20 protein-coding genes are annotated in these 15,278 nt (G+C 72.5%); 11 read left to right on the top strand and 9 right to left on the bottom strand.

The window, feature by feature from the left end; all coding sequences use genetic code 11:
* Entirely contained in the window at positions 1-1,218 is a 1,218-nt protein-coding gene (locus AB0I28_RS19920; protein WP_357495264.1) for a serine hydrolase domain-containing protein, read from the top strand.
* On the opposite strand, the gene AB0I28_RS19925 is transcribed toward AB0I28_RS19920, so the two are convergent.
* Complete coding sequence (locus AB0I28_RS19925) at positions 1,211-1,840, bottom strand: SMI1/KNR4 family protein (RefSeq protein WP_357495266.1); 630 nt, start codon at positions 1,838-1,840, stop codon at positions 1,211-1,213. The two genes, AB0I28_RS19920 and AB0I28_RS19925, sit on opposite strands and share 8 nt — an antisense overlap.
* Positions 1,841-1,857: 17 nt before the next feature.
* Positions 1,858-2,601 carry a LysR substrate-binding domain-containing protein gene (locus AB0I28_RS19930; protein WP_357495268.1) on the bottom strand — a complete coding sequence of 248 codons (744 nt, stop codon included), beginning with the start codon at positions 2,599-2,601 and terminating at the stop codon, positions 1,858-1,860.
* A gap of 57 nt (positions 2,602-2,658) precedes the next feature.
* On the opposite strand from AB0I28_RS19930, the gene AB0I28_RS19935 reads away from it, so the two are divergent.
* Positions 2,659-3,042, top strand: a complete 384-nt coding sequence (locus tag AB0I28_RS19935; protein WP_357495269.1) for a DUF5997 family protein — start codon at positions 2,659-2,661, stop codon at positions 3,040-3,042.
* Here AB0I28_RS19935 and AB0I28_RS19940 read toward each other — a convergent pair.
* Positions 3,011-3,925 carry a LysR family transcriptional regulator gene (locus tag AB0I28_RS19940; RefSeq protein ID WP_357495271.1) on the bottom strand — a complete coding sequence of 305 codons (915 nt, stop codon included), beginning with the start codon at positions 3,923-3,925 and terminating at the stop codon, positions 3,011-3,013. The genes AB0I28_RS19935 and AB0I28_RS19940 overlap by 32 nt on opposite strands.
* A gap of 60 nt (positions 3,926-3,985) precedes the next feature.
* Here AB0I28_RS19940 and AB0I28_RS19945 point away from each other — a divergent pair, with 60 nt between their 5' ends.
* Together AB0I28_RS19945 and AB0I28_RS19950 are read left to right on the top strand one after the other, a co-directional pair.
* Entirely contained in the window at positions 3,986-4,336 is a 351-nt protein-coding gene (locus AB0I28_RS19945; RefSeq protein ID WP_357495273.1) for a DoxX family protein, read from the top strand.
* A gap of 41 nt (positions 4,337-4,377) precedes the next feature.
* Positions 4,378-5,772: a serine hydrolase gene (locus tag AB0I28_RS19950; protein WP_357495275.1), complete on the top strand. Its 1,395-nt coding sequence runs from the start codon at positions 4,378-4,380 to the stop codon at positions 5,770-5,772.
* Between the two features lie 4 nt (positions 5,773-5,776).
* On the opposite strand, the gene AB0I28_RS19955 is transcribed toward AB0I28_RS19950, so the two are convergent.
* Positions 5,777-6,268 carry a hypothetical protein gene (locus AB0I28_RS19955; protein ID WP_357495277.1) on the bottom strand — a complete coding sequence of 164 codons (492 nt, stop codon included), beginning with the start codon at positions 6,266-6,268 and terminating at the stop codon, positions 5,777-5,779.
* Between the two features lie 80 nt (positions 6,269-6,348).
* Positions 6,349-6,708, bottom strand: coding sequence for a DoxX family protein (locus tag AB0I28_RS19960; protein WP_357495279.1), 360 nt, complete (start codon positions 6,706-6,708; stop codon positions 6,349-6,351).
* 182 nt (positions 6,709-6,890) lie between these two features.
* On the opposite strand from AB0I28_RS19960, the gene AB0I28_RS19965 reads away from it, so the two are divergent.
* Positions 6,891-8,138, top strand: a complete 1,248-nt coding sequence (locus AB0I28_RS19965; protein WP_357495281.1) for an MFS transporter — start codon at positions 6,891-6,893, stop codon at positions 8,136-8,138.
* Here AB0I28_RS19965 and AB0I28_RS19970 read toward each other — a convergent pair.
* Positions 8,093-8,674 (bottom strand): TetR/AcrR family transcriptional regulator, encoded by a 582-nt coding sequence (locus AB0I28_RS19970; RefSeq protein WP_357495283.1) that lies wholly within the window; start codon positions 8,672-8,674, stop codon positions 8,093-8,095. The genes AB0I28_RS19965 and AB0I28_RS19970 overlap by 46 nt on opposite strands.
* 124 nt (positions 8,675-8,798) lie before the next feature.
* On the opposite strand from AB0I28_RS19970, the gene AB0I28_RS19975 reads away from it, so the two are divergent.
* Positions 8,799-9,011, top strand: coding sequence for a DUF6243 family protein (locus AB0I28_RS19975; RefSeq protein WP_357495285.1), 213 nt, complete (start codon positions 8,799-8,801; stop codon positions 9,009-9,011).
* Between the two features lie 194 nt (positions 9,012-9,205).
* Positions 9,206-9,928, top strand: coding sequence for a sugar phosphate isomerase/epimerase family protein (locus tag AB0I28_RS19980; protein WP_357495942.1), 723 nt, complete (start codon positions 9,206-9,208; stop codon positions 9,926-9,928).
* Here AB0I28_RS19980 and AB0I28_RS19985 read toward each other — a convergent pair.
* Positions 9,925-10,530 carry a TetR/AcrR family transcriptional regulator gene (locus tag AB0I28_RS19985; protein ID WP_357495287.1) on the bottom strand — a complete coding sequence of 202 codons (606 nt, stop codon included), beginning with the start codon at positions 10,528-10,530 and terminating at the stop codon, positions 9,925-9,927. The two genes, AB0I28_RS19980 and AB0I28_RS19985, sit on opposite strands and share 4 nt — an antisense overlap.
* 51 nt (positions 10,531-10,581) lie before the next feature.
* Between AB0I28_RS19985 and AB0I28_RS19990 the strand changes: the two genes are divergently transcribed.
* Both AB0I28_RS19990 and AB0I28_RS19995 read left to right on the top strand, forming a co-directional pair.
* Positions 10,582-11,064 (top strand): hypothetical protein, encoded by a 483-nt coding sequence (locus tag AB0I28_RS19990; RefSeq protein ID WP_357495288.1) that lies wholly within the window; start codon positions 10,582-10,584, stop codon positions 11,062-11,064.
* Positions 11,065-11,093: 29 nt separating this feature from the next.
* Positions 11,094-11,822, top strand: coding sequence for a DsbA family oxidoreductase (locus AB0I28_RS19995; protein WP_357495290.1), 729 nt, complete (start codon positions 11,094-11,096; stop codon positions 11,820-11,822).
* Between the two features lie 26 nt (positions 11,823-11,848).
* On the opposite strand, the gene AB0I28_RS20000 is transcribed toward AB0I28_RS19995, so the two are convergent.
* A complete protein-coding gene (locus AB0I28_RS20000; RefSeq protein ID WP_357495292.1) occupies positions 11,849-12,166 on the bottom strand; it encodes a DUF1801 domain-containing protein in 318 nt (105 codons plus the stop codon).
* Between the two features lie 27 nt (positions 12,167-12,193).
* Complete coding sequence (locus AB0I28_RS20005; protein WP_357495294.1) at positions 12,194-12,838, bottom strand: DUF998 domain-containing protein; 645 nt, start codon at positions 12,836-12,838, stop codon at positions 12,194-12,196.
* 149 nt (positions 12,839-12,987) lie between these two features.
* On the opposite strand from AB0I28_RS20005, the gene AB0I28_RS20010 reads away from it, so the two are divergent.
* Together AB0I28_RS20010 and AB0I28_RS20015 are read left to right on the top strand one after the other, a co-directional pair.
* Positions 12,988-13,317, top strand: coding sequence for a YciI family protein (locus AB0I28_RS20010; protein WP_357495296.1), 330 nt, complete (start codon positions 12,988-12,990; stop codon positions 13,315-13,317).
* Positions 13,317-15,269: a sigma-70 family RNA polymerase sigma factor gene (locus AB0I28_RS20015; RefSeq protein WP_357495298.1), complete on the top strand. Its 1,953-nt coding sequence runs from the start codon at positions 13,317-13,319 to the stop codon at positions 15,267-15,269. The genes AB0I28_RS20010 and AB0I28_RS20015 overlap by 1 nt, the downstream gene beginning before the upstream one ends.
* Positions 15,270-15,278: the final 9 nt, after the last annotated feature.

Below are 15,278 nucleotides of genomic sequence, written 5' to 3' on the forward strand. Positions count from 1 at the left end.
GTGGACGACTTGATCAACGCGCTCGACTCCGCCGTGACCACCGGACTCGCCGACGGCATCGTGCTCGGCGTGCGAGTCGGCGAGCGCGTCGACACGCACGCGGCGGGCCGGCGAGGTCCGGGCGGGAAGCCTCTGACGGACGGGACGCCGTTTCCGGTCTGCTCGATCACCAAGCCGGCGACGTCGGCGCTGCTCCACGCACTGGCCGCCGACGGGCTCCTCGACCTCGACGCGCCCGTGCTCGGTGCCGCGACCGTGCGCTCGCTGCTGCGGCACACCGGCGGGGTCGGGCCGGACTGGGGCGGTGACCTGGAGGCGCTGGGAAACGGTGACGGCGCGCTCGCGGCCTACGCCGCGCGCCCGGACCTGATCGAGGACTTGGGCGCGCCCTGGTCCTACGGCAACCCCGGGTACTGGCTGGTGGGGCATCGGGCGGCGGTGGCGGCCGGGACGACCTTCGAGGCCGCGCTGCGCGAGCGCGTCCTGGCACCGGCGGGGATGACCGGCGCCGACTGCCGTCCCTGGGCCGACGACGCCTCCCTCCTCGCGCACGACGACGCCGACCCCCGGCGGTCGTCGTATCTGTCCATGCCCCGGGCGCGCATCTCTTCGGGAGGTGTGCGGGCGACGGTCCACGACGTTCTCGCCTTGGCCGCCGCGACCTGGCCGGGCGGTGCTCTCGGCGACCTGGGCGTCCTGGGCGCCGCCGACTTCGCCGACGCCTACGGCGATCGCCTGTGGGGTCCCGGCTGGGAGGCGTGGCGCGCGGCCGACGGGACGGTCGTGGCCGGCCACAGCGGTGTGTACGGCGGCTTCCGGACACGGTTGTGGTCGGTGCCGTCGCGGCGCACGGCCGTCGCGGTGCTCGCGGTCGGCAGGGGCAGTGAGGACGTGGTCCTCGACGTGGCGACGCGCGCGATCGCGGCGAGCACCGGCCTGGAGGAGCCGCGACCGGCGATCGGCGACCAGGCGCGACCTCTCGCCGACTACGCCGGGACCTACGCGCGCCGGTCGGCGCGGCACGAGGTCAGCGTCGACGGGGAGGCGCTGCGGGTGACGACCGGCGGGGAGACCGTGCTCGCTCGACCGGCCGGGAACGACCGTTTCCTCGTTGACGGCACGGTCTCGCCCCGGCGGCACGTCGACTTCCTGCCCGGCGCGTCGGGCGCGGTGGCGTTCATCCGGCCGGGCCTGCTCGCGGCCCGGCGCGTCAGCTGACGCCGATCGGCGCGGGTGTCACCGGCTTGCCGTTGACGTCGGTGGTGTCGGCCGGCGACCACCACACCTCGTCGCCGAGCAGGTACGGGTAACTGTGCTCGACCGGGCCGCCCGCGTAGTAGGCCTCGGCGACCGCGTGCATGTATGCGGCCAGGTCGGGCCACGCCTCGTCGAAGTCACCGCCGTTGTCGTGGACGGCCCAGCCGAGGCGTCCGTGGTCGGGTCCCGGGCGCAGGTCGATGATCTGCGAGTCACCGTCGATCTCGGCGAACGGGATCCACAGGGGGTGCCACCAGGGCTCCGCGAAGTTCGCGTTGCCCTCGCCGGCGTCTTCTCCGAGGTCTTCGTTGATCTCCATGCACATCTTCCAGTGCGCGACGATGCGCCGGACCTCCAGCGGCGGCTGGCCGGGGAACATGTTTCCCCAGCGCTTCAGCCCGTCGTGGCAGCGCAGCGACTCGACCAGCTGCGCGGGAAACTCCACGCCGATGGCCTTCTCGGCCGTGGCGATGGCCTCATCGGTCGCGGGCGGGGCGAGTTTGGCGAGGCTGCCGGGCGCGTGGCGGCTCAGCCACGCCTCGATGCGCTGCCAGGACTCGGTGATCGTGGGGGTATCCGACATGCCGCCATGATGCCTCACTAGCGCTTGCGGGGTTTCCCACGCTTCCCGCCGCCCTTGGCGGCGCCACCCTGCGGTTTCTTCGCGGGCGTTGCCTTACGCGGCGGGGGCTTCTTCTTCGCGGTGGGCGCGGCCTTCGGCGGCGGTGGGGCCGACCGTCCCCGCGAGCTGTTGACCGTCCGGCCGCGCACGATGCCGATGAACTCCTCGACCAGGTCGCCGGTGTCGCCCGCCGGCCACGACAGCGCGATCCGCGACTCCGGCGCGTCGGTCAGCGGCCGGTAGACGAGGTCCTTGCGGTGGTAGAGCCGCGCCAGCGACTGCGGCACGATCAGCAGCCCGACGCTGGCCGCCGCCCACGCCATGGCGTCCTCGGTGCTCTCGGGGCGCTCGACGGCGGGCCGTCCGGGTGGGGTTTCCCACTCCAGGACGTCGTCGTGGGGGTGCAGGATCGCCTCGTCGGCCAGTTCACCGACCCGCAGCTCCTCGACGGCGGCCACGACGTGGTCCTTGGGGACCACGACGACGGTCGTCTCGGTGTAGAGCGGGATCGCCTGCAAGGCGTCGCGGTCGACCGGCATGCGCAGCAGCGCCGCGTCGGCGCCACCCTCGCGGAGCAGGGCCTCCGCCTCGGCGGCGGGGGTCGCGACGAGCGTCAGCGGAACGTCGGGGAGGCGCTCCTCCCAGACCCGCACCCACTTCGTGGGCGTCACCCCGGGGACGTAGGCGAGGCGGAACGTCGGAGGTACCTCGGGGCCGGTCACCAGGTCAGGCTACCGGTCCCGGTCCGGGGCGGCGGTCGCGCTCGTTAGTCTTGGCCCATGACGTCGCAGAAGACCACCCAGACCATGAAGCCCGCGACAGCGGCGAAGAAGCTGGGTGTGTACCTGGAGGCCACCCCCGCCGAGTTCCAGGAGGGTGTCGTCTCCCGCGACGAGCTCAACTCGCTCCAGGCCGACCCGCCCGAGTGGCTGCGCGACCTGCGCCGCGACGGCCCTCACCCGCGACCGGTCGTGGCCGCGAAGCTGGGCGTGTCGATCGCCGGGCTCGCGCGCGGCGGGGTCACCGAGGCGCTGACGACCGAGCAGATCGAGGCCATCAAGGCCGAGAACCCCGAGTGGCTCAGCGCCGAGCGCAACACCCAGGCCGAGGTGCGCCGGGAGAACGCGCGCGTCAAGTCGCAGAAGGCCGACCGCCGCTCCTGACGACCCGCAGGCAGCACTCGACGAAGTCGCGCACGACCGGGTCGCCCTCGGCGCCCGGCGACCACGCCACGCCCACCTCGCTCGGCTCGACGCCGTCGACCGGCCGGTACGTCACGCCCGGACGGGCGTAGAAGCGCGCCGCCGACTCCGGTGCCAGCGCGACCCCGTACCCGTTGGCGATGGCGCTGAGCCACGCGTCGGGCTGGTCGGTGACGGCGCCGACGCGCGGGGCCCGGCCATCGCGCCGTTCGGCGGCCAGCCAGTAGTCGCGCCAGCCGCCCGTCTCGGCGGGAGCGGCGACGAAGGGCTCGTCGAGCAGCTCGGCGAAGTCCACGCGCTCGCGCGCGGCCAGCGGGTGGGAGTCGGCGAGCGCGACCATGCGCGGCTCGGCGAACAAGACCGCGAACCGCAGGGTCTCCTGCCCGGGAAACGGCAGGCGGACCAGGGCGGCGTCGACGTCGCCGGTGGCGAGGCCGCCGGTCGGGTCGGCCCAGGACGCCTGGTGCATCTCGACGCGCCAGCCGGGGCGGCGCTTGGTGAAGGCGGCGACGATCGGCCGGGTCGCCTCGTTGGCGGCGCTGGCGAGGAAGCCGACGCGGAGGGTGCGGGCGGCGCGTCCGGCGCTCGCACGGGTGGCGTGCACGGCGGTGTCCCAGTCGCCGAGGAGTGCCGGGAGGCGTTCGGCGAGGGTGCGGCCGGGGTCGGTGAGGGCCATGCCGGCGCGTGAGCGGTCGAACAGGCGCACCTTCAGGAGTGTTTCGAGCCGGCGGATCTGCTTGGTCAGCGCGGGCTGGGAAACGCGCAGGCGCTCGGCGGCGCGGGTGAGGTTTCCCTCCTCGGCGACGGCCGCGAAGTAGCGCAGCAGCCGGGTGTCGACATCCATGCCCACAGGTTATGGAAAGAGGTATTGGACGCGCGGGAGGCCTCGCCGAAGACTGGGGCCATGCAGACCGCCTACCTGATCATTACGATCCTCACCGCCGCGCTCAACGCCTTGATCGCGATCGCCGACCTCGCCGGGGTCCGGTACGTGCGCGACAACGCCCAGGGGGCCGGCGTGCCGCAGTCGTGGATCCCGATGCTCGGTGTGCTGAAGCTCGCCGGGGCCGTGGGGCTGGTCATCGGGATGCTGGGCGTCGAGTGGATCGGCATCGCCGCGGCCGTGGGCCTCGTGCTGTTCTTCATCGGAGCGGTCGTCGCGCACATCCGCGCCAGCGCTTACTCCAATATCGCCGTGCCGGTGGCCTTCCTGGCGCTCGCGGCGGGGTCGCTGGCGCTCGGGGTGCTGCGCTGAAATCCCGCTAGCATCGTGGCTCCCGCCTGAAGGAGAAGACGATGAGCGCGCTCGACGACATCGCGGCCTGGCTGACCGACCGCCTGCCGGAACTGGTCGCCGAGCGGAAGGTCGCCGGCGCGAGCGTCGCCGTTCTGGCCGGCGGCGAGGTCGTCGACGCGGCTGCGGGCTCGGCGAACCTGCGCGCGGGCATCCCCGCCACCGCCGACACCTTGTTCCAGATCGGCTCCATCACCAAGATCTGGACGACGACGCTGGTCATGCGCCTGGTCGACGAGGGCCTCGTCGAGCTCGACGCGCCGGTGGTGAAGTACCTGCCGGAGTTTCGCACCGCCGACCCCGAGGTCTCCGCCCGCATCACCGTCCGCCACCTGCTCAACCACACCGCCGGCTTCGAGGGCGACGTCTTCCGCGACACCGGGCGCGGCGACGACGCCGTCGCCAAGCTCGTCGAGGAGGTCCTGCCGACCGTCCCGCAGCCCTTGCAGCCCGGGCGGCTGTTCTCCTACAACAACGCCGCGTTCTGCGTTCTCGGCCGGATCGTCGAGGTGCTGCGGGGAACCACGTGGGGCGCGGCCGTCCACGACGAACTCGCCGGCCCGCTGGGTGTCACCGTCGCCACCAACGCCGACGAGGCGATCCTGCACCGCGCCGCCGTCGGCCACCTCGCCACCGGGCCCGGCGGTGAGTTCGAGGTGCAGTCGACGTGGGGACTGCCGGCCTCGAACGGTCCCGCCGGCGCGATGCTGTCGACCTCCGCGCGCGACCTGCTCGCCTTCGCCCGCCTCCACCTCGACGGCGGCGTGACGCCCGGGGGCACGCGCCTGCTGTCGGCGGAGTCGGTGGAGCGCATGCGGGTCGCCGAGGTCGACGTGCCCCGGCGCAGTGTTCGGCCCATGGGCATCGGCCTCGGCTGGCACCTGTTCGACTGGGAGGGCGGCCGCGAGGTCGTCGGTCACGACGGCAACACCGTCGGCCAGACGGCGTTCCTGCGGCTGCTGCCCGGCGAGGGCGTGGCGGTGGCGATGCTGACCAACGGCGGCGACGTCGGCGGCCTCGCCCGCGAGGTCTTCGGGCACGTGCTGGGCGAACTGGCCGGAGTTTCGGTGCCCGGGCCGCTCCCGGTGCCCGAGAACCCTTCGCCGGTGACGAATCCCGAGCGGTACGCCGGATCCTACGACCAGGGGCTGGTGCGCTTCGACGTCGTCGAAGAGGACGGCCGGCTGTGGCTGGACTCGGTCAACGGGACCGATCTGGCCGGGCTGCTGCCGCCGACCCCGCGCAAGGAACTGCTGCGGCTCGACGGCGACCTGTTCGTCGCCGTGAGCGGCGAACCCGGCGACGCCGGGGCACCCGTGGTGTTCCTGGAGAACACGGCCGACGGGAAGGCCGCGTTCCTGCACAACCACTGGGCGAACCCGCGGATCGAGGGTTAGAGACTTATCGTGAATTTACCGAACTGCCCCGCTCGACGGTGACGGCCGCACGATCGACGGACATGGAGAAGTCGCCGGTCGCGGGGGCGGCTTCCATGAACCGCGTGTTGAGCAGTCGGTAGCCGCGCGGACGGTCCGGCACGGCCGCCGAGGTGAGGGCCGCCGAGATCTCCGACGGGCTCGCCGCGGGATGGCCTTGGAGGTACATCGCGGCGGCGCCCGCGGCGACGGCCGAGGCGCCGATCCGGGACGCAGTGCGTGTGGCGGTGTCGTCGGTGACCCATGCTGAGACCAGACCGCTGCCCGGGGCGAAGACGTCCGTGCAGGCTCCGCCGAGCGATTCCTGCTCGTCAGAGGAATAGCTGCTGCCGACGGTGATGACCTCGGGCAGGCGCAGAACAGGGAAGGCGCAGGCGTCGACGGCGGCGGCGGCGAACGCGACCGAGCCTGTGCGCGTCGTCGGCGAAAGGATGTGGGCACGTGAGGCGGGCGACATCGGAGGGGCTGTCCGATCTTGCCGACGCCAGCCGAACGCACGAAATCGCGGCCGCTCGGCGGCCGCGAGTTCCGTGCGCGTCAGACGAGGCTTCCGGCCGCCAGTCCCAGTCCCAGCGCCACCACGACGGGCACCAGGTACAGCACCGGGAAGGCGACGGTCTTGTACGAGCGGGCCCGCAGGACGGTGATCACGGCGCCGAGGAAGTAGAGGATGATGCCGATCCCGGCCGCCAGGGTCAGGTAGGGGATCCACAGACCGGCGAGGAGGCCGACGGCGCCGGCGGCCTTTGCGGTGGCCAGCCAGGGCCACCACGACTCGGGCACGCCGTAGTCGTTGAGGGGCTGGGCGACGAAGTCGGCCTTGCGGTACAGGGAGAAGGCCGAGAAGCCGACCCAGACGGCCGAGATGACGGTGACGATGATGTAGGCGGTGTTCACGGTGGTGCTCCTCGCGGGGGTGCGTTTTCGGTCGGTCGTCTGGTTGACCCGCGGGCCGCGCAGAATGTGACCGCGAAACGAGAAAAACTTTCTCCGCGCAGGTCAGAGCCCATCTCCCATCCCGCGACCCGCCTCGGTCCCGCGATCTCGACCGCCCGGCACGGGGTCTAGTGTCGGCGCGGATGTCTTCCCTGGGACCCGATTTCCGGCGCCTGTGGGGCGCCTACGCGATCAGTGAGCTCGGCACGACGGTGGGCATGGGCGCCCTTCCGTTGATCGCGGTGACGGTGCTCGACTCCTCGACCTTCGAGGTCACCCTGCTGGCCGCACTGGCGGCGATCGTGAGCGCGATGATCGCCCTTCCCGCCGGCGGCCTCATCGAGTTCCGCCGCAAGAGACCGGTCATGATCGGCGCCGACCTGGTGCGCTTCGCCGTCCTGGCCAGCGTTCCCGTCGCGATGGTCTTCGGGGTGCTGACCTACGCCCACCTGTGCGTGGTCGGGGTGACGCAGACGGCGTGCTCGATCGTCTTCAACGCCGCCGGCGGCGCGCACCTCAAGGCGCTGGTGACGCCCGATCAGCGGATGGCGGCCAACAGCCGCTTCGAGACGACACTGTGGACGATGATCAGCGTCGGTCCACCCCTGGGCGGCGTGCTCGTGTCCTGGTTCGGGGCGGCGCTGACGGTCGGCCTCGACGCGGTGAGCTTCCTGCTGTCGGCACTGGGGATCCGGCGGCTGCGCGCACCCGAGCCCGAGCCGCCCAAACGCGTCCACAAGGGACACTGGGCGGCCGAGCTGACGGCCGGGTGGCGCTACATCTTCGCCCATCGCGGCCTGCACGCCCTGTTCTGGAACGCGATGGTCTTCGGCGGGGCGATGATGCTGAGCACACCGCTGCTGGCGGTGCTCATGCTGCGGGAGCTGGGTTTCACGCCCTGGGAGTACGGCCTGGCGCTGGGGATCCCCGGCGTCGGCGGTGTGCTCGGCTCGCTCCTCGCGCGCCGGCTGACCCTGCGCTTCGGCCAGCGCGGGATCCTGCTGAGTTTCGGTGTCCTACGTGGACTGACGCTGTCCGCGCTGCCCTTCGCGGCCCCGGGAACCGCCGGCCTGGTGGTGATCGTGGTGTCGGAGACGGCGCTGCTGTTCTGCGCCGGCGTGTTCAACCCGGCCTTCACCACCTACCGGATGGGCGTGACCGTCGACGGCTTCATGGCGCGCGTGACCGGGGCGTGGGCGGTGTCGAGCAAGTCGGTGCAGCCGATGTTCATCGCCGCCGGCGGCCTCCTCGCCGCCGCGACCAGCACTCGTACGGCCCTGGCCGTCGCCGCCGTCGCGGTGTTCGCCAGCGCGGCGCTGCTGCCGTGGCGCCGGTCGGCGTGGGATCAGCGCAGCGCCGAGAGCGCGAAGTCGGTGACCTTGTCGGCGTAGTCGTCGTCGAGCGGGCCCAGGCGCAGCAGCCAGCGGTAGTAGATCGGCCCGAAGAGCAGCTCGACGGCGACGTCCAGGTCGACGTCGGCGGCGACCTGCCCGGCCTCCTGCGCCGAGCGCAGCCGCCGCTTGGTCGCCTCCAGGTTCGGGCCGAGGAGGCGCTCGCGGTACTCGGTGGCCAGCGCCGGGTCGGACTGGATCTCGGTGGTCATCGCGCGGCCGGAGGCCTGGAATCCCGGGGCGCCCATCTCCGCGACGGTCTGGCGCAGGAGCAGGCGCAGGTCGGTGGCGAGGTCGCCGCTGTCGGGGAGGGAGAGGTCGCCGTCCTCGGCCATCTGGGAGAGCATCGCGTCGAAGACGACCGCGCCCTTCGAGGGCCACCACCGGTAGATGGTCTGCTTGCCGACCCCGGCGCGGGCCGCGATCGCCTCAATGGTGAGCTTGGGGAAGCCGACTTCGGCGACGAGTTCGGTCGCGGCGCTCAAGATCGCCTGTCGGGAGCGCTCACTGCGCCGGGCGGGTCGTTTGACGGTCACGGCTTCACCATAGCAACAAACGGAACGAGACGTATCGTCTTGACAGGAGACGATCAAGCGCGGCATACTCGACGACGGCGAGACGAGACGTCTCGCCGCATGGACCGACGGACGGGAGAACACCATGGCCAGGGGACGCGACGACATGCTCGGTCAGGGCGGACAGCGCAAGAAGATGTCGAAGAAGGACCTCAAGGGGGGTCTGGCCGACAAGACCGGCCGCGAGGACGCCGCCGACAGCAAGGCCGCGATGCTGGAGCGGATCCGCGAGCAGGCCGCCAAGCGCAACGCCAAGACCGAGGACAAGACCGAGGAGAAGCAGGCCGCCGACGAGTGACCCGAGGTCCGTCGGGAAGGCCGTTGGAAGGGGCGCACCGACCGGTGCGTCCCTTTTTGTGCGCCACTGACACCACCGGCGATGTCACTCTGGCAAACGCGGACTACCCTTGTCGGGTGTCGTCCGCTAACGGTGCGCCAATCCTGCTGTCCACGTCCTCGGTCTACCCCGAACCCACCGCCGTCGGCTTCGAAATGGCCGCCGAGCTGGGCTACGACGGTGTTGAGGTGATGGTCTTCACCGACGCCGTCAGCCAGGACGCCGACACCCTCGCCCGGCTCTCGAAGCACTACGGCGTGAAGGTCGGCTCCGTGCACGCTCCCTGTCTGCTCATGACGCAGCGCGTGTGGAGCCCCGACCCGTGGGAGCGCCTGCGCCGCAGCGCGATCATGGCCGAGCGGCTCGGGGCCTCGACGGTGATCATCCACCCGCCTTTCGCCTGGCAGCGCGGCTACGCGCAGAACTTCGCCGAAGGCCTCGCGCGGATGGCCGAGCGCTTCGCGCCCATCCGCTTCGCCGTGGAGAACATGTACCCGGTGAAGATGGCCGGGCGCAAGTTCGTGCCGTACGCGCCCCACTGGGACCCGACGATCGAGGGCTTCCCCGACTACACGCTCGACCTGTCGCACTGCGCGGCGTCGAGCACCGACGCCTTCGCCCTGCTCACCCGCATGGGCGGCGCGCTGGCCCACCTGCACCTAGGCGACGGCAGCGGCCCCGGCCGCGACGAACACGCCGTGCCCGGCCGGGGGACGCAGCCGTGCGCGGAGGTGCTGAAGCACCTCGGCGAGATCGGGTTCCGCGGGACCATCGCCGTCGAGGTGTCGACGCGCAAGGTCGGCAGCCGCGCCCGCCGCGAGGCGGACCTGGCGGAGTCGCTGGCCTTCGCGCGCAAGCACCTGGTCTACGGCGACTAGACCGGCGGAAGGCCCAGCACTCCCCGCACCGCCCGCTCGGCGAGCACCTCGTCGTGGGGCGCCTGGCCGGCCAGTTCCATCGCGACGCCCTGTAGCGCGCCCAGGTAGGCGGCGGCGATGACCCGCGCGGGCGGCCCCTCGGGGATCGCGCCGGTCGCGCGGGCCCGCTCGACGCGCTCGGCGCACTCGCGCTCCAGCCGCTCGAATATCCGGCCGAGCGCCTTCCCGACCGGGTGGTCGCGCCCGGCGAACTCGATGCCGAGGGTCATCATCACCCCCGCGACGTCCCGGCGGCAGTAGACGGCGTGCCCGCGCGCGACGGCCAGCAGCGCTCCGACGGGGTCGGCGGCGCGCTCGCCGAGGGCCCGGACCTCGTCGTTCCAGGTCTTCTCGACCCATGCGACGACCGCGAGCGCGAGTTCCTCCTTGCCGGCGAACTGGTGGTAGAGCGCGCCGCGTGTGTAGCCGGCCTCGCGGGCGACCTCGGCGAGGGACAGTTCGGCGTAGCCGTGGCGGGAGAGGCCGCGCGCGGCGGCTTCGAGGAGGGCGTCGCGGCTCCTCGCCCGACGGTCGGCCTGGGTCCGGCGGGGTGGCGTGGTCATACGCGGCCTCCGAACTTACAAACATTCACGTATGTATGTTAGCTTGCGGTCATGAACGTGCGCCGGCGCCACCCGATTCCCCCCGAGATCAGCGCCCTGTCGGGCGACCCGGACTACCTCGACGTCTTCACCCTCACCGCGCCCGACCCGGCCCGCTGGTCCCCGGCGGAGTGGGCGCGCGCCGCCTTCGAGGACGTCGCCGGTCGCGGCGGCCAGTTCATCTGGCGCGCCCTGCTCGCCTTGCGCCTCGACCGCCGCGCGCCGGGCGACATCGCCGGCTGGGCCGTGGCAGGGTCGGGCGAGGGCTGGATCCGGCTGGTCGCCGCCGGGCCCCTCGCCACCGGCCACCTCCTCGTCCACGTCGACGGCGACGAGGTCTCCCTGGCGACCTCCCTGACCTACCGCAACCGCGTCGGCAGGTGGGTCTGGTCGGCGCTCGCCCCCGTGCACCGCCGCGTCGCCGACGGCCTGCTCACCGACACCGCCGCGATCCTCGCCCGCCGCGTCGGCGATCACACTCCGTCACCGGAATAGCCGTCCCGCCCGAGCGGTTGCCAAGGTTCATGCGCGTAGAAATCTGGTCCGACATCGTCTGCCCCTGGTGCTACATCGGCAAGGCCCGTTTCGAGCGCGGCCTGGCCGCCTTCGCCAACGCCGCCGAGGTCGAGGTCGTCCACCGCTCCTTCGAGCTCGACGCGAACGCGCCGTCCTCCGACGGCGGCGTCGCGGTGTCCGAGATGCTCGCCGCCAAGTACGGCATGTCCCCCGCCCAGGCGAAGAACGCCGAGCAGGGCGTCGCCGACGCGGCCGCGGGCGAGGGCCTCGACTACACCACGGACCGTGTGAACGGCAACACCTTCGACCAGCACCGCCTGCTGCACCTCGCCAAGCGCGAGGGCCGCCAGCTCGAAGTCCTCGACGCCTTCTACCGCGCGAACTTCGCCCAGGCCGTGCCGGTCAACGACGTCGAGGGGACCGTCGCCGCCGCCACCAAGGCCGGCCTCGACGAGACCCGCGTACGCGAGGTCCTCGCCGACTCGAACGCCTTCGCCGAGGAGGTCCGCGCCGACGAGCGCGAGGCCGCCGCGCTCGGCGCGTCGGGCGTCCCGTTCTTCGTCATCGACCGCAAGTACGGCATCTCCGGCGCCCAGCCCGCCGAGACCTTCACCCAGGCCCTGGCCACCGCCTGGGCCGACTCGCACCCCACCCTGGTCACCCTCGACGGCGCTCCCGGCGCCCCCGAGTGCTCCGACGACGGCTGCGAGGTCCCCGCACAGAAGAACGCCGGGTGAGATCACCCGGCGCTTCTGGTGGTTCCTTAGAGCTTCGCGAGCCAGCTCGCGAAGAGTTCCTCGTCGACATCGGCGGCGGTCGCCAGCTTCACCGTGCCCATTCCCCGGGCGTTGAGGCTCAGGCGCTCGTCGCCGATCTCGGCTCCCCGCCAGAGCCCGAAGGTCACGTACTTCGGGTAGGCCTTGAAGAAGCAGGCCGGCTCTCCCTCGGCCCGCCACACCGGGTGCCCGTGCCAGACGGCGCCGGCGCCCGGGAGGGCCTTCTCGATGAGCCGCTGGAGCCGGTCGGTGATCTCGCGCTGGTCGGCGGGGAGGGCGGCGGTGTACTGCTCGATGGTGGTCATGGGAGCCCCTTTCAGAGGATCGGGAAGCTAGCGGCGCAGCCGGGCGGCGGTGTAGGCGACCCACAGCATCCCGCTGAAGACGCCGACCGCGAGGCCGAGCGAGGCGCCCGGCTGTCCGCTCATGGCCCAGGCGTTGCCGATGATGACCGCGACCCCGGCGATCCGCGAGGCGATGGCGTGCCCGCGTCGTCCGGCGCGGCTGTAGACACGGCCGAGCACGAGGCAGGCGGCCATCAGCGCGACGAAGGCGAAGGTGCCGGCGAACATGTGCCCGGCCGCGTGCCAGCTCAGCGTGGTCGGCGTCTCCGGCGAGCCGACCGGGAAGCCGCCGCCCGGGTCCATCGTGAAGATTCCGGCGGCGATCATGCCGATCCCGTTCGCCGCGACCAGCCTCGGCGCCCACTTCGCGCCGGGCCCGTCGGCCAGTGCCCGGCGCAGGCCCACCGCTCCGATGACGATGAGCAACCCGGCGACGATGAAGTTGGTGATCTGAAGCCATCCCAGCGAGCCGGTGCTCAGTGCGCTGAGCGGGTGGCGGGTCAGGTCGAAACCCTCGCGGGTCGCGGCTTGGGTCAGCGACACGGCGATCCAGGCGGGACCGGCGGTGGACAGGACGCCCAGGAGGGTGCGGGTCTTGATCGAAGGAGCGGCGGTGGCGGTGAGCGTGGTCATGTCGATGCCTTTCGGGGCTTCGTTCGGTTATCGCTTCTCGTCCACACGTCGATTCGTCGATGTGACAGGGAACGTGCACGTTCCCTGTCACATAGGCTGTTCGACGTGTTGACGTACCGACCGAAGCGAAACCGAAAAAGGAGCACGACATGCGTTACCTGATGACGACCCTCCCCACCGACGACCAGGCCGAGTTCACCGAGCAGATGGGCCGCGAGATGGGCGCCTTCATCCAGGAGCTCAGCGCCTCCGGTGCCCTGCTGGCCACCGGCGGCCTTGAGCCCGGCGGCGTCCTGCTCTCCTCGAAGGACGGCGAGATCACCGTCACCGACGGCCCCTTCGCCGAGGCCAAGGAGGCCGTGGTCGGCTTCGCCCTCATCGAGGTCCGCTCCAAGGAGGAGGCCATCGAACTGGCCACCCGCTTCTGGCGGATCGTGGGCAACGGCAAGGGCCTCGTCCAGCAGGTCTTCGGCCCCTGATGGACGTCGGCCGCACGGTCGACGCGGTCTGGAAGCTCGAGTCAGCCAAGATCATCGCCGGGCTCACGCGCCTGGTCCACGACGTCGGCCTCGCCGAGGAACTGGCCCAGGACGCGCTGGTGGCGGCGCTCGAGCAGTGGCCCGAGTCGGGCGTCCCGGAGAACCCGGGCGCCTGGCTCACGGCCATCGCCAAGCGCCGCGCCGTCGACCACATCCGCCGCGCCCAGAACCTTGAGCGCAAGCACGAACTCATCGCCCGCGAGCAGGAGCGGGAGGCCGAACCCGAACCGGAGCAGGACGACGTCCTGCGCCTGATGTTCATGTCCTGCCACCCCGTCCTGCCCACCGACGCGCGGGTCGCGCTGACCCTGCGGCTTCTCGGCGGCCTCACCGCCGCCGAGATCGCCCGCGCGTTCCTCGTCGCCGAACCGGTCGTCGCCCGCCGCATCGCCGATGCCAAACGCACGCTCGCCGAGGCCGGGGTGGCCTTCGAACTCCCCGGCCCCGGCGAGCTCGCCGAGCGCCTGACGTCGGTCCTGGAAGTCATCTACCTGGTCTTCAACGAGGGCTACTCGGCGACCTCCGGCGACGACCTCATGCGCCCGGGCCTGACCCTGGAAGCCCTGCGACTGGGCAACCTGCTGGCCGAGCTGGCTCCGCAGGAGGCCGAGGTGCACGGCCTGGTCGCGCTCATGGAGGTGCAGGAGTCGCGCTCGGCGGCGCGGACCGGTCCCGGCGGCGAGCCGGTCCAGCTCCACGAGCAGAACCGCGGGCTGTGGGACCAGCTGCGCATCCGCCGGGGGTTCGCGGCGATGCTGCGGGCCCGCGACGTGGGCGGCGCGCCGGGCCCGTACGTCCTCCAGGCCGCGATCGCGGTCAGTCACGCCCAGGCCCGCACCGCCGCGGCCACCGACTGGGCGGGCATCGCCTCGCTGTACAACCTGCTGGTCGCCAAGGTGCCGACGCCGATCGTGCGGCTCAACCGGGCCGTCGCGGTGGGCATGGCCTACGGCGCCGGTGCGGGCCTGACCATCGTCGACGAGCTGGCCGCCGACCACGCGCTGCGCGACTACCACCTGCTGCCCGCGATCCGCGGCGACCTGCTGCTGCGGCTCGGCCGCGCCGGCGAGGCCCGCCGCGAGTTCGAGCGGGCCGCGTCGCTGACGGCCAACGAGGCCGAGCGCGCCTTCCTCACGCGCCGGGCCGCCGACCTCCCCGTAGAGGCCGACGGGCCCACGCTCGGCCGTGCCGCCGCCGACTTCCTCGCCCGCCGCGACCTCGACGCGGGCACCCTGCGCTCCTACGGGCAGACCCTGCGACGGTTGCGGCTCGCGCTCGGCGACGGCCTCCCCCTCGACGGCCTCGACGCCGGCGCCGTCGCGCGCGTCTTCGACACCGCCTGGGGTACGGCGGCGGCGCGCACGTGGAACCGGCACCGCGCGGCGGTCCGCTCCTTCGCCGCGTGGGCCTCGATCCCCGACCCCTCGGCGGCGCTTCCCCGGCGCGCCGAGACGCGCTCGCGGCCGGCGCCGATCGACCCCGCCGGACTCGGCGGGCTGCTGGAACGGCCGGGCGTGCCGCTGCGGGAGCGCACACTGTGGCTGCTGCTGCGCGAGTCGGGGGCGGCGGTCAAGACCGTGCTCTCCCTCGACGTGGAGGCACTCGACCTCGACGACCGCCGCGCTCGCGTCGGCGGGACCTGGGTGAACTGGCGCTCGGGGACCGCGCGGCTGCTGCCGGCGCTGATCGTCGGCCGCGAGCGCGGGCCGCTGTTCCTGGCCGACCGCAGGCCCGGGCCGGCGCGCATGCGCGAGGAGGCCGACCTGTGCCCGCACACCGGCCGTGGGCGGCTGTCGTACGAGCGGGCCGAGTACCTGTTCAAGCAGGCGACGAAGTCCCTTGACCCGGTGGGCAACGGGCACACTCTGCGGCAGTTGCGACTCGGCGACTGAAAGCCGCCT

Source organism: Phytomonospora sp. NPDC050363 (assembly GCF_040655735.1).
In the GTDB taxonomy this organism is placed as follows: domain Bacteria; phylum Actinomycetota; class Actinomycetes; order Mycobacteriales; family Micromonosporaceae; genus Phytomonospora.

Coding starts and splice junctions, on each gene's coding strand:
- AB0I28_RS19925 (WP_357495266.1), bottom strand. CDS start 1,840: ATGTCGGATACCCCCACGATCACCGAGTCCTGGCAGCGCATCGAGGCG.
- AB0I28_RS19935 (WP_357495269.1), top strand. CDS start 2,659: ATGACGTCGCAGAAGACCACCCAGACCATGAAGCCCGCGACAGCGGCG.
- AB0I28_RS19940 (WP_357495271.1), bottom strand. CDS start 3,925: ATGGATGTCGACACCCGGCTGCTGCGCTACTTCGCGGCCGTCGCCGAG.
- AB0I28_RS19945 (WP_357495273.1), top strand. CDS start 3,986: ATGCAGACCGCCTACCTGATCATTACGATCCTCACCGCCGCGCTCAAC.
- AB0I28_RS19950 (WP_357495275.1), top strand. CDS start 4,378: ATGAGCGCGCTCGACGACATCGCGGCCTGGCTGACCGACCGCCTGCCG.
- AB0I28_RS19955 (WP_357495277.1), bottom strand. CDS start 6,268: ATGTCGCCCGCCTCACGTGCCCACATCCTTTCGCCGACGACGCGCACA.
- AB0I28_RS19965 (WP_357495281.1), top strand. CDS start 6,891: ATGTCTTCCCTGGGACCCGATTTCCGGCGCCTGTGGGGCGCCTACGCG.
- AB0I28_RS19975 (WP_357495285.1), top strand. CDS start 8,799: ATGGCCAGGGGACGCGACGACATGCTCGGTCAGGGCGGACAGCGCAAG.
- AB0I28_RS19980 (WP_357495942.1), top strand. CDS start 9,206: ATGGCCGCCGAGCTGGGCTACGACGGTGTTGAGGTGATGGTCTTCACC.
- AB0I28_RS19985 (WP_357495287.1), bottom strand. CDS start 10,530: ATGACCACGCCACCCCGCCGGACCCAGGCCGACCGTCGGGCGAGGAGC.
- AB0I28_RS19990 (WP_357495288.1), top strand. CDS start 10,582: ATGAACGTGCGCCGGCGCCACCCGATTCCCCCCGAGATCAGCGCCCTG.
- AB0I28_RS19995 (WP_357495290.1), top strand. CDS start 11,094: ATGCGCGTAGAAATCTGGTCCGACATCGTCTGCCCCTGGTGCTACATC.
- AB0I28_RS20000 (WP_357495292.1), bottom strand. CDS start 12,166: ATGACCACCATCGAGCAGTACACCGCCGCCCTCCCCGCCGACCAGCGC.
- AB0I28_RS20005 (WP_357495294.1), bottom strand. CDS start 12,838: ATGACCACGCTCACCGCCACCGCCGCTCCTTCGATCAAGACCCGCACC.
- AB0I28_RS20010 (WP_357495296.1), top strand. CDS start 12,988: ATGCGTTACCTGATGACGACCCTCCCCACCGACGACCAGGCCGAGTTC.
- AB0I28_RS20015 (WP_357495298.1), top strand. CDS start 13,317: ATGGACGTCGGCCGCACGGTCGACGCGGTCTGGAAGCTCGAGTCAGCC.